Source organism: Streptomyces sp. NPDC087310, assembly GCF_044744405.1.
Taxonomy (GTDB): domain Bacteria; phylum Actinomycetota; class Actinomycetes; order Streptomycetales; family Streptomycetaceae; genus Streptomyces.
In genome coordinates this window covers 426,947-438,496 of record NZ_JBIUYF010000008.1, presented here as the reverse complement: position 1 = coordinate 438,496, position 11,550 = coordinate 426,947, and the positions used below count along the sequence as shown (strand labels likewise).

The window sequence follows — 11,550 nt, the reverse complement described above, 5'->3', positions numbered from 1 at the left end:
GTGATCGGCTCGGCCGATCGGCGACGTGGTGGTCGGCCGAGCCGACCGGTGACGCTGCGGTCGGCTCAGCCGACGTACGGGTCGGGCACCTCGCCCGGCCTGGCGAGGAAGGCGAAGTCGCAGCCGGTGTCGGCCTGCGTGATCTGCTCGTCGTAGAGGGCGCCGTAACCGCGCTGGTAGCGGGGCTCGGGCGCGGTCCACCCGTCCCGGCGCACCGCCAACTCCTCGTCACTCACATGCAGATGGAGACTTCGGGCGGCGACGTCCAGGGTGATGAGGTCGCCGCTGCGGACCAGGGCGAGCGGCCCGCCGACGTACGACTCGGGCGCGATGTGCAGGACGCAGGCGCCGTAACTCGTGCCGCTCATCCGGGCGTCGGAGAGCCGCACCATGTCCCGTACACCCTGCTTGAGCAGGTAGTCGGGGATCGGCAGCATCCCGTACTCGGGCATCCCCGGGCCGCCCTTGGGCCCGGAGTTGCGCAGCACCAGCACATGGTCGGGGGTGATCGCGAGCGCGGGGTCGTTGATGGTGCGCTGCATGGTCCGGTAGTCGTCGAAGACCACGGCGGGACCGGTGTGCTGGAGGAGTTCCGGCTCGGCGGCGATGTGTTTGATGACCGCGCCGTCGGGGCAGAGATTGCCTCGCAGCACCGCCACCCCGCCCTCGGACGCGAGCGGCTTCTCCCGGGGGCGGATCACCTCCGGATTGTGGACGAGCGCGCCGGCGAGCTGTTCCCGCATGGTGGTGTGGGCGACGGTCGGCCGGTCCAGGTGCAGCACATCGGTGAGCCGGCTCAGGAAGGCGGGCAGGCCGCCCGCGAAGTAGAAGTCCTCCATGAGGTACTGGCCGCCGGGGCGGAGGTTGGCGAGCACCGGTACGGTCCTGGCGATCCGGTCGAAGTCGTCGAGCGTGAGCCGCAGTCCCGAGCGGCCCGCCATCGCGATGAGATGGATGACCGCGTTGGTGGAGCCGCCCAGCGCGAGCACCGTGGCGACCGCGTCCTCGTACGCCTCCCGGGTCAGCAGCTTCGACAGCCGCAGACCGCCGCGGACCAGCTCGACGATCCGCCGCCCGGAGGCGGCGGCCATCCGGTCGTGCCCGGAGTCGACGGCCGGGATCGAGGAGGCCCCCGGCATCGTCACCCCGAGCGCCTCGGCGGCGGCGGTGAGCGTGGAGGCCGTCCCCATCGTCATACAGGTGCCGGGGGAGCGGGCGAGACCGTTCTCCAGCTCGGCCATCTCGGCGTCACCGATCAGTCCGGCCCGCTTGTCGTCCCAGTACTTCCACATGTCGGTGCCCGAGCCGAGGACCTCGTCGCGCCAGTGCCCCGGCAGCATCGGCCCCGCCGGGACGAACACGGCCGGCAGATCCACACTCGCCGCGCCCATCAGCAGCGCGGGCGTCGACTTGTCACAGCCGCCGAGCAGCACCGCGCCGTCGACGGGGTACGAGCGCAGCAGCTCCTCCGTCTCCATCGCCAGCATGTTGCGGTAGAGCATCGGCGTCGGCTTCTGGAACGTCTCGGAGAGCGTCGAGACGGGGAACTCCAGCGGGAAGCCGCCCGCCTGCCACACCCCGCGCTTCACCGCCTGGGCGCGGTCCCGCAAGTGGACATGGCACGGGTTGATGTCGGACCAGGTGTTGAGGATCGCGACGACCGGCTTGCCCAGATGCTCCTCGGGGAGGTAGCCGAGCTGGCGGGTCCGGGCGCGATGGCTGAACGAACGCAGCCCGTCCGTCCCCCACCACTGGTGGCTGCGCAACTCCTCGGGGCGTACGGCGGCTTCCTCCCCGGCCGTCTCCCCGCTCGCTTCCCCGCTCGCTTGCCCGGCGGCGGGTCCGGGGCCGCGGGTCATATCGCCCACCCCGCGACCAGCGAAGCGACCGCCGCGCGCTGCTCCTCGGGCAGGGCCCGGCTCGGCGGGCGGATGTCGCGCCGGCACAGGCCCAGCGCGGCCAGCGCCTCCTTGACCACCGTCACGTTGTCGGCGGACTGGTGCGCGGCCCGCAGCTCCTCGAAGGGCCTGATCTGCTCCCAGACCTTCATGGCGCCCGCGTAGTCCCCGGCGCGCAGCGCCTCCAGCATCCCCAGCGAGACCGCGGGGGCGACATTGACGAGACCGGAGGTGAAGCCGGTCGCGCCGCCCGCGAAGTAGGAGGGGGCGTACAGCTCGGCGAGGCCCGCGACCCACACGAAGCGTTCGAGCCCCGCGTCCCGGGCGAAGGCGGCGAACCGCGCGGCGTCCGGCACGGCGTACTTCGCGCCGATGACATTGGGGCACAACTCCCCGAGCCGGGCGAGGGTTTCGCCGCTGAGCAGCGGGTTGCGGATGTACGGTACGACGCCCAGCTCCGGTACGGCGTCGGCGATCGCGCGGTGGTAGTCGATCCAGCCGTCCTGCGAGACGTAGGGGTGGACGGGCTGGTGGACCATCACCATCCCGGCGCCCGCGGCGCGCGCGTGCTCGGCGGCTGCCACGGCGGTCGGCACTTCGAGGCCGATACCGACGAGGATCGCGGCCTCGCCCGCGGCCTCCTCGACGGTCAGCTCCGTGACGGCGCGCCGCTCGTCGGGGCCGAGCGCGTAGTACTCGCCGGTGTTGCCGTTCGGTGTGAGGGTGCGGACGCCGCCGTCGAGCAGCCGGCGGAGCAGGGCGCGGTGTGCCGCGGTGTCGATGGTGCCGTCGGCGGTGAACGGTGTCACGGGGATCGCCACGACATCGGCGAGCGCGTCCCGCGACGATGTGAGATCAGGGCTCTTCATGCGTGGTCTCTCCTTCGGGGAACGCCCGGTGCAGGAACGAGGCGATGTGGTCGTGGAGGGCGCCCGCCGCGCCGTCGATGTCACCGGCGAGGGCGAGCCGCAGGATCTCGCGGTGCTCGCCCGCCTCCCGCTCCCAGGACGGGACGGTGGCCCAGGCCACGGTCGAGACGAGGGCCGCCTGGTCGCGCACCTCGTCGAGCATCCTGGCCAGCAGCGGATTGCCGCAGGGCAGATAGAGCGACCGGTGGAACTCCCGGTTGGCCAGGGAGCGTTCGGCCTGGTCGGCCGCCTGGTCCGCGCGCAGGAGGGCTTCCCTGGCGGGCTCCAGCGAGGCGCCGCGGCCCAGGGAGCGCCGTAGCGCCGCCGGTTCCAGCAGCAGCCGTACGTCGTAGACCTCGTGGGCCATCGCGGCGTCGACCGTGCGGACGGTGGCGCCCTTGTACTGGCTCATGACGACCAGGCCGGTGCCGGCCAGGGTCTTGAGGGCTTCGCGCACCGGTGTCTTCGACACCCCGAACCGCGCGGCCAGTTCGGTCTCGACCAGGGGCTGACCCGGACTGAGCCCGCCGGTGAGGATGGCGTGCTTGATCGCCTCCTGGACGTACTGGGTGCGGGAGGGGATCGGACTCGGGGCGAAGGCCATGGGCGCTCTCAGATCTCGCGTCTCATATATGACGTACGAAGTACGACGCGATGAAGCTAGAGCGGCGTTTCATGTTTCGTCAATGCTTCGGACAGAAGTGGAAAGCGCTTCAACGGATGTCGTCCGAACCATTGACGTACGGCTCACAGGTCCTTAATTTCTAGCGGCAAGCGCTTACCTAAAACGATTCAATTTTTCGGAGTGAGGGGCGAGCTATGCCTACGTCGGGGAGCGTCGACAGACGCGGCCTGCTCAAAATCGCGGGCGGCTCACTGGCCGCACTCGGCCTGACAGCGGCCGGCTGCGGATCCGGAAGTGGATCGAGTGGCGGGAACGTCACCATCCGGTACGCGTGGTGGGGGTCCGAGGACCGTGCGAAGCGGATCAACCGGACGATCTCCCTCTTCGAGGAGAAGTACCCGAAGATCAAGGTCAAGACGGACTTCCAGCCCTACCTGGACTTCTGGAAGAAGTTCAACACCCAAGCCTCCGGCGGCAATCCGCCCGACGTCTTCCAGAACGCCGTCGGCTTCCTGCGCAAGTACGACCAGAAGAACGTCCTGCTCGACCTGAAGCAGCAGGTGAGCGCGGGCAACCTCAGCATGGACGGCTTCCGGGCCGGCCTCGCCACCTTCGGCGAGGTGGACGGCAAGCTCCTCGGGGTGCCGGTCGGCAGCAACTCCATGGCGCTGGTCATCGACGAGAAGGTGTACGAGAAGGCGGGCATCGCCCCCAAGCCCGGCTGGACCTGGGACGACTTCGACGCCGCGATGCGCAAGATCCGCGACACCCAGGGCATGGCGGGCGACAGCGGGATGTACGGCGTCATGTACCTCTACGACCTCTACCTCCGCCAGCACGGCAAGGCGTTCTTCACCGCGGACGGGCTCGGGTTCACCGAGGCCGACCTCACCCAGTGGTGGACCAAGGCGTACGACGGGGTGAAGTCGGGCGTCTACACGGACCCGAAGAAGATCGCGCAGATCAAGCCCAAGTCCGCGGTCGCCGCCGAACTGGCCGCCGGGGAGTTCACCTGGGACAACTTCACCGTCCGCTACACCGCCGAGGGCAAGAGCGACTACGGCCTCGCCCCGATCCCCACGACCGACGGCAAGAAGACGGGCCAGTACCTCGGCTCGCTGATGCTGAGCGGGTCGCGGCGGACCAAACACCCCAAGGAAGTCGCCCAGTTCATCGACTTCATGGTGCACGACCCCGAGGTCGCGAAGATCATGGGCTACGACCGCGGTGTGCCCACGACCACCGCCCAGTACGAGGCGTTCAAGCCCACCGACGAGGTGAACAAGCAGATCGCCGCGTACGAGCAGCAGCTCGTCGACACCGGCGTGCTGGAGCCGATCACCCCGCACCCGGCGGGCGCGGACGTCGCCGAGTCGGCCTTCCTGCGGATCGCCGAGGAACTCGCCCTGGGCAAGCGGCCGGTGGACGACGCGGTGAAGCAGTTCTTCACCGAGTCGAACACGGCGCTCGGCTCCTGATGGGACCCACGGTGGTGAGCGGGGCGCCCACCGCGGCGGAGCCCGGAGCCCGGGACCGCGCGGCCGCACGGGCCGGCCAGGACAGCCCCGGACCCCCCGCCGCCCGACGGCGGGGCCGCCGGGAGAACCTGGCCGGCTTACTCTTCATGTCCCCCTGGATCGCGGGCTTCCTGATCCTCACGGCGGGGCCGATGATCGCCTCGCTCTACTTCGCCTTCACCGACTACAACCTCTTCGACGCCCCGAAGTGGATCGGGTTCGACAACTTCACCGAGATGTTCGGGGACGCCCGCTGGCGCCACTCGGTCTCCCTGACGCTGTGGTACGTGGTCGTCGGCACCCCGCTCAAACTGGCGGCGGCGCTCGGCGTCGCGCTGCTGCTCAGTCAGAAACGCCGCGGACAGGGCTTCTACCGGGCCGCGTTCTACGCCCCGTCCCTGATCGGGGCGAGCGTCTCCATCGCCATCGTCTGGAAGGCGATCTTCTCGGACGACGCCGTGGTCGACCGGGCCCAGCGGCTCTTCGGCCTCCCGGCGGGCGGCTGGGTCGGCGACCCCGACATGATCGTGTACAGCCTGGTGGCGCTCACCGTCTGGCAGTTCGGCGCGCCCATGGTGATCTTCCTCGCCGGGCTGAAGCAGGTGCCGGTCTCGCTCTACGAGGCCGCGGAGGTCGACGGCGCGGGACCGCTGCGCCGGTTCTGGAACATCACCCTGCCGATGATCTCGCCGGTGCTCTTCTTCAACGTCCTGCTGGAGACCATCCACTCGTTCCAGATCTTCGGCTCCGCCTACATCCTCGGCGGCGCGGGCGGCACCTGCGGCCCGGCCGACGGCACGCTCGTCTACACCTGTTACCTCTACATCCAGGGCTTCGAGAACAGCCGGATGGGGATGGCCTCGGCCATGGCCTGGATGCTGCTGCTCGCGGTCGGACTGGTGACCGCGGTGCTGTTCTGGTCCCAGAAACGCTGGGTGCACTACGAGGAGGCGACCCGATGAGCACACCGCGTACGCAGTCGTCCCCGCACCCGGCGCCCGGCCCGGCCGTGCCGCCAGGGTCGCGCCCGGACCCGGCCGAGGCCGTACGCGCCGCCTTCCGCCGCCGGAGCGCCGGCTCGCTGGCCTGGCACCTCGGCTCGCTGGCCGTCCTCGCGATCGTCCTCTACCCGGTGTTCTGGGTGATCGGCGGCTCGTTCAAGCCGAACGACCAGATCGTGGGCAGCCTGGACCTCTTCCCGGTGGACCCCATCACCGAGAACTACACGCGCCTCGCCGACGGCATCGCTGACATCCCGATCACCACCTTCTTCGTCAACTCGACGGTCCTCGCCCTGGGTTCGGTGGCCGGGGTGCTGATCTCGTGCTCGCTGGCGGCCTACGCCTTCGCCCGGATCCGGTTCGCGGGGCGCAACCTGCTCTTCGCGCTCATGATCGGGACCCTGCTGCTGCCGTACCACGTGCTGCTGATCCCGCAGTACGTGCTCTTCCAGAAGCTCGAACTCATCAACACCTACACGCCGTTGCTGCTCGGCAAGTATCTGGCCACCGACGCCTTCTTCGTCTTCCTGATGATGCAGTTCATGCGGAACCTGCCGAAGGAGCTGGACGAGGCGGCGCGGCTGGACGGCTGCGGGCACGCGCGGATCTACTGGTCGATCGTGCTGCCGCTCTGCCGGCCCGCCCTGATCACCAGCGCGATCTTCACCTTCATCAACGCGTGGAACGACTTCATGGGCCCGCTGATCTATCTCAACGAGCCCGAGAAGTACACCGTTTCCCTCGGGCTGAAGATGTTCGTCGACCAGGACGGCGTCGCCAACTACGGCGGAATGATCGCGATGTCGCTCATCGCCCTGCTGCCCGTGCTGCTCTTCTTCCTCGCGTTCCAGCGCTACCTGATCGACGGCATGGCGACCTCCGGACTGAAGGGCTGAGCCGCTGCGATGAGCCAGACCGTCCACCTCTCCGAGGCCCGGGCCGAGCGGCGCCGTACGGCCCGCCAGGACTCCCGCTTCCTGCGGGCGTTCGCCGTGTTCGCCGAGGCCCTGCTCACCGGCGTGTGGATCGCGCTGGCCTCGCTGCCCCTGCTCACCTTCCCCGCGGCGTTCGCCGCCGGCGCCTCCCACCTGCGCCGGGTGCTGGGCCACGAGGTCGCCACCCGGCGGGAGTTCCTGGCGGACCTGCGCTCCGCCGCCCGGCGCGGCTGGCTCGTCGGGGCGGCCGGCTGGGCGGCCCTCTGGCTGCTCTGGGCGGATCTCACCGTGGTACGGGCCGGGCTGCCCGGCGGCGCCTTCGCCGGGGCGGTCGGGGTGCTCGCCTTCCTCGGCGTGTGCGTCGCCGGGCTGCGGGCCGCCGCGTCATGGCGGCCCGGGGCGTCGTGGCGGGTCCTGCTGCGCGCGGCGGCCCGCCGTACGGTCGCGGACCCCGCCGGGTCGCTGCTGCTGATCTGCGGCCTCGCCGTCGTACCGGTCTCGGCGTGGTTCGCCACCCCGCTGGCGGCGCCCGCGCTCGGCGTGGTGACGGCAGCGGCGCTGGCCGTGGAGCGCCGCCACCGTACCGGCTGAGCTCCCTGCCGCAACCGCGCCCGGCCGGCGCCGGCGCGTCTCCGCATATGTCATGTGCATGTAGATGCCGAGGAAGGATTGCCGATGTCACCGATCCCTCGCAGGTCCCTGCTCAAGGCCGCCGCCGTCGCGGGCGCGGCCACGCAGTTCAGTTGGGCGCTCGGTGGGCAGCAGGCCCAGGCCGCGGAGGCCACCGCGGCCGCGGCCGACGCCCCCGTCACGGTCCGCTGGCTGGAGGACGAGGGTCCCGGGGCCGCGCCGGGATCCACCTTCGGTGTGCCGTGGCCCCGCGGCGCCCACCCGGCCGGCACGGCGTTCGCCCTCGCCACCGGGGACGGCGAGGCCGTCCCCGTACAGACCTGGCCCACCGCCTACTGGCCCGACGGCTCCCTCAAGTGGACCGCCCACGCCGTCGGCATCGAGTCCACGGGCACCGGTGTGGTCGCCGCGGCCGAGCGCTTCACCCTCGCCGCCGGCCGGCCCGCGGCCCCCGCGAGGAAGGTCACCGTCACCGAGACCCGGCGGAAGATCACCGTCGACACCGGTGTCGTCAAGGCCGTGATCCGCAGGGACGGCGACCAGCTCGTCGAGTCCCTGACCCGGGGCACCACGAGGATCGCCACCGACGGCCGCCTCGTTCTGCTGCGCCAGGGCGAACTCGACGAGGACGACGCGGGCAGCGCCAAGTGGGAGCGGTTCGACGGCGAGATCGGCGTCGCCGAGGTGGAACAGGACGGCCCCGTCAGGGCGGTGGTCCGCATCGACGGCAAACACCGCAGGGGAAGCCGCAGTTGGCTGCCTTTCAGCGTCCGGCTCTACTTCTACGCCAACGCCGACTCCTTCCGTATGGTCCACACCATCACCTACGACGGCGAGCAGACCGCGGGCCGTACGAAGGGCGACTTCATCCGCGGCCTCGGCGTCCGCTTCTCCGTACCGATGCGCGACGCCGCGTACGACCGCCACATCCGGGTCGCCGGCGAGGGCAAGGGCTTCCTCACCGAGGCCGTCCAGGGCATCACGGGACTGCGCCGCGACCCGGGCGCCGCCGTCAGAGCCGCGCAGGTCAAGGGCGAGAAGCTGCCCGACCCGGCCACCTGGGACCAGCGGGTCACCACCCGCCTCCAGTACATCCCCACCTGGGGCGACTACACCCTCTCCCAGCTCTCCGCCGACGGCTTCACCCTGCGCAAGCGCACCAAGCCGGGCCACGGCTGGATCACGGCGGGCGGCGGCGGCCGGGCCTCCGGCTTCGGTTACGTCGGCGGGGCGAGCGGCGGACTCTCCTTCGGGCTCCGCGACTTCTGGCAGAAGCACCCCGCGCAGCTCGACATCCGGGGCGCGGCGGGCGACGAGGCCGAGGTCACCCTCTGGCTCTGGTCACCCGAGGCCCGCCCCATGGACCTGCGCTTCTACCACGACGGGATGGGCCAGGACACCTATCCCGAACAGATCGAGGGCCTCAACATCACGTACGAGGACTACGAGCCGGGCTTCGGCACCCCGTACGGCATCGCCCGCACCAGCGAGCTGATGTTCTGGGCCAACGCGGCCACCCCCACCGCCGCCGAACTCGTCGCCCAGTCGCAGGCCGTACGCACCCCGCCGCAACTCGCGACGACCGCCGAAGTCCTCAGCAGGGCAGGGGTGTTCGGCGGACTGTTCGCCCCCGTCGACCGCTCGGATCCCGCGAAGGCGAAGATCGAGGACCAGCTCGACTTCCTCTTCACCTACTACCAGGAGCAGGTCGAGCAGCGCCGCTGGTACGGCTTCTGGGACTACGGCGACTTCATGCACAGCTACGACGAGAACCGTCACCAGTGGCGGTACGACGTCGGCGGCTACGCCTGGGACAACTCCGAACTCTCGCCCGACCTCTGGCTCTGGTACGCCTATCTCCGCTCGGGCCGCTCCGACATCTTCCGCTTCGCCGAGGCGCTGACCCGGCACACCGGCGAGGTCGACGTCTACCACCTCGGCCAGTGGGCGGGACTGGGCACGCGCCACGGCGTCCAGCACTACGCGGACAGCGCCAAGCAGCAGCGCATCTCCACCGCCGTCTACCGCCGCCCGTACTACTTCCTCACGGCCGACGAACGGGTCGGCGACCTGATGCGCGCACAGGTCGACTCCGACGAGACCTTTCTCGTCCTCGACCCCATCCGCAAGATCCGCACCGAGCCGTACGAGCCCGACCGCAACGCCCTGTCGGTCGGCTTCGGCACCGACTGGAGCGGGCTCGCGGCGGGCTGGCTCACGGAGTGGGAACGCCGGGGCCCGCAGGCGGCCAAGGCCGAGGCGCGGCTGCGCTCCACCATGGAGACGATCGCCGCGCAGCCCAACGGCTTCGTCCAGGGCTCGGGGCTCTACGACCTGGACACCGGGAAGTTCGCGGTCCCCGGCACGCCCGTGGTCAGCGTCTCCCACCTCTCCTCGATGTTCGGCCTGGTCGAGATGTGCGCGGAGCTGATCGGCCTCATCGACCTGCCGGCGTTCAAGGACGCCTGGCTGGACTACTGCCGCTACTTCAACGCGACCAAGGCCGAACAGCGCGAACGGTACGGCTCCGACTTCGGCAGCCTGCTCCTCTTCCAGGGCCACTCGCGCCAGGACGCCTACGCGGCGGCCCAGTTGGGCGACGAGAAGCTGGCGGCGCGCGCCTGGCAGAAGTTCTTCGACAGCGACGCGTACACCTCGGCGATGGTCTGGGACAAGAAGCGCATCGAGGGCCCGGACGTGCTCGAACCGGGCTGGGAGAACCTGCGGGTCAACAGCAACGAGACGGCGCTGTTCGGGCTGGCGGCGATCCAGAACCTGGCGCTGGTGGGCGACAGCATCCCGAAGAAGTAGGGGAGGGGCCCATGGAACAGGAACAGGAACAGGAACAGAAACGGGGACAGGAACGGGAACAGGGACAGGAACGGGAACGCGCACGGGCGAAGGGACGCGGCGCCCTCGCCCGGCACACCGGCGCGCTGGCGCTGGCGGCCCTCACGGCGGCGACGGCCCTGTCGTCCCCCGCCCAGGCCCGCCCGCCGCGCCTGCCCGCCGGGTGCGCCGGCACCTCCCCGGTGGTCTGCCACGTCGACGTGCCACCGGGTACGTACGAGGTGTCGGCCCTGCTCGGCGGCGCCACGGCGGGCTCCACCGGCGTCTCGGCGGAAACCCGCCGGACGATGCTGGACGAAACGGCGACCGCGGCGGGCCGGACCGTACGGCGCGGCTTCACCGTGGACGTACGCGAACCCGAGGGCGAACCCACGGGCCCGAGCGGCACCCCCGGGCTCGACCTGCGCTTCGACGGCGCGGCGCCCCTCCTGGCGGGGCTCCGGGTCACCCCGGCGCCCCGTACGCCCCAGCTCTTCCTGGCCGGTGACTCGACGGTCTGCGACCAGGCGGGAGAACCGTACACCGGATGGGGCCAGCAGCTCCCGCAGTACCTCCGCGGTGGTATCTCGGTCGCCAACTACTCGGATTCGGGGGAGGGTTCGCAGTCCTTCCTGGACACGCCCGCGCTCTTCCCCGCCGTCGAGTCCCGGGTGGGCCGCGGCGACCTGGTCCTCGTCCAGCTCGCCCACAACGACAAGCAGACGCCCGCCGACGTCTACCGCGCCAACCTCACGGAGATGACGGACCGGGTCAGGGCCCGGGGCGGCCGGCCCGTCCTGGTCACCCCGATCGTCCGCCGCTGGTTCAACGCCGACGGGACGCTCGACAACGGCACGGCCCTGAACGTGAACGGCCTGGGCGTCGACCTCCCGGCCGAGATGCGCGCGCTCGCCAGGGACCGGAACATCCCCCTCGTCGACCTCACGGCGCTCACCAAGCACCGGGTGGAGGAACTGGGCCCCGAGGCGTCCAAGGCGCTCTTCCTCTACGACGAGAAGCGCGACAACACGCACACCTCGGTCAGGGGAGCGACGGAGTTCGCCGCCCTCGTCCTCGGGGAGCTGCGCGCCCAGCGGCTGATCCCGGCAAGGGTGGTGCGCTGACCGCCGGCGCCCCGGCCCGCGGGTCCGCGTGGATACCCGACAGAAGATGTCGGGTATCCACGCCATCATCGTGCTCGGCGCCG

General features: G+C 70.8%; 9 protein-coding genes. 6 read left to right on the top strand and 3 right to left on the bottom strand.

What is annotated here, in order from left to right; all coding sequences use genetic code 11:
- Nucleotides 1-65: 65 nt before the first annotated feature.
- From araD to ACIO3P_RS30545, 3 genes are read right to left on the bottom strand one after another with little or no spacing between them, the layout of a single operon-like run.
- A complete protein-coding gene (gene araD, locus ACIO3P_RS30555; protein ID WP_401854144.1) occupies nt 66-1,859 on the bottom strand; it encodes an L-arabinonate dehydratase in 1,794 nt (597 codons plus the stop codon).
- A complete protein-coding gene (locus tag ACIO3P_RS30550) occupies nt 1,856-2,767 on the bottom strand; it encodes a dihydrodipicolinate synthase family protein (protein WP_329824585.1) in 912 nt (303 codons plus the stop codon). Before ACIO3P_RS30550 ends, araD begins: the two co-directional genes overlap by 4 nt.
- Nucleotides 2,754-3,410, bottom strand: a complete 657-nt coding sequence (locus ACIO3P_RS30545; protein ID WP_329824584.1) for a GntR family transcriptional regulator — start codon at nt 3,408-3,410, stop codon at nt 2,754-2,756. The genes ACIO3P_RS30550 and ACIO3P_RS30545 overlap by 14 nt, the downstream gene beginning before the upstream one ends.
- Before the next feature lie 215 nt (nt 3,411-3,625).
- Between ACIO3P_RS30545 and ACIO3P_RS30540 the strand changes: the two genes are divergently transcribed.
- The 6 genes from ACIO3P_RS30540 to ACIO3P_RS30515 all read left to right on the top strand — a co-directional run bounded on the left by ACIO3P_RS30540 (nt 3,626) and on the right by ACIO3P_RS30515 (nt 11,467).
- On the top strand, nt 3,626-4,909 hold the full coding sequence (locus ACIO3P_RS30540; RefSeq protein ID WP_401854148.1) for an ABC transporter substrate-binding protein: 1,284 nt from the start codon (nt 3,626-3,628) through the stop codon (nt 4,907-4,909).
- Nucleotides 4,909-5,910 (top strand): sugar ABC transporter permease, encoded by a 1,002-nt coding sequence (locus tag ACIO3P_RS30535; protein ID WP_329824582.1) that lies wholly within the window; start codon nt 4,909-4,911, stop codon nt 5,908-5,910. The genes ACIO3P_RS30540 and ACIO3P_RS30535 overlap by 1 nt, the downstream gene beginning before the upstream one ends.
- Nucleotides 5,907-6,845, top strand: a complete 939-nt coding sequence (locus tag ACIO3P_RS30530; RefSeq protein ID WP_401854150.1) for a carbohydrate ABC transporter permease — start codon at nt 5,907-5,909, stop codon at nt 6,843-6,845. Before ACIO3P_RS30535 ends, ACIO3P_RS30530 begins: the two co-directional genes overlap by 4 nt.
- A gap of 9 nt (nt 6,846-6,854) precedes the next feature.
- Entirely contained in the window at nt 6,855-7,475 is a 621-nt protein-coding gene (locus ACIO3P_RS30525; RefSeq protein WP_401792795.1) for a hypothetical protein, read from the top strand.
- Nucleotides 7,476-7,559: 84 nt separating this feature from the next.
- Nucleotides 7,560-10,325: a Tat pathway signal sequence domain protein gene (locus ACIO3P_RS30520; protein ID WP_401854153.1), complete on the top strand. Its 2,766-nt coding sequence runs from the start codon at nt 7,560-7,562 to the stop codon at nt 10,323-10,325.
- A gap of 11 nt (nt 10,326-10,336) precedes the next feature.
- Nucleotides 10,337-11,467 (top strand): rhamnogalacturonan acetylesterase, encoded by a 1,131-nt coding sequence (locus ACIO3P_RS30515; RefSeq protein ID WP_401854156.1) that lies wholly within the window; start codon nt 10,337-10,339, stop codon nt 11,465-11,467.
- The last annotated feature ends 83 nt before the right edge of the window (nt 11,468-11,550 follow it).

Bases quoted from the DNA above. Each gene is read 5' to 3' on its own strand.
- ACIO3P_RS30525 (WP_401792795.1), top strand. From the start codon at position 6,855: ATGAGCCAGACCGTCCACCTCTCCGAGGCCCGGGCCGAGCGGCGCCGT.
- ACIO3P_RS30530 (WP_401854150.1), top strand. From the start codon at position 5,907: ATGAGCACACCGCGTACGCAGTCGTCCCCGCACCCGGCGCCCGGCCCG.
- ACIO3P_RS30515 (WP_401854156.1), top strand. From the start codon at position 10,337: ATGGAACAGGAACAGGAACAGGAACAGAAACGGGGACAGGAACGGGAA.
- ACIO3P_RS30540 (WP_401854148.1), top strand. From the start codon at position 3,626: ATGCCTACGTCGGGGAGCGTCGACAGACGCGGCCTGCTCAAAATCGCG.
- ACIO3P_RS30545 (WP_329824584.1), bottom strand. From the start codon at position 3,410: ATGGCCTTCGCCCCGAGTCCGATCCCCTCCCGCACCCAGTACGTCCAG.
- araD (WP_401854144.1), bottom strand. From the start codon at position 1,859: ATGACCCGCGGCCCCGGACCCGCCGCCGGGCAAGCGAGCGGGGAAGCG.
- ACIO3P_RS30520 (WP_401854153.1), top strand. From the start codon at position 7,560: ATGTCACCGATCCCTCGCAGGTCCCTGCTCAAGGCCGCCGCCGTCGCG.
- ACIO3P_RS30535 (WP_329824582.1), top strand. From the start codon at position 4,909: ATGGGACCCACGGTGGTGAGCGGGGCGCCCACCGCGGCGGAGCCCGGA.
- ACIO3P_RS30550 (WP_329824585.1), bottom strand. From the start codon at position 2,767: ATGAAGAGCCCTGATCTCACATCGTCGCGGGACGCGCTCGCCGATGTC.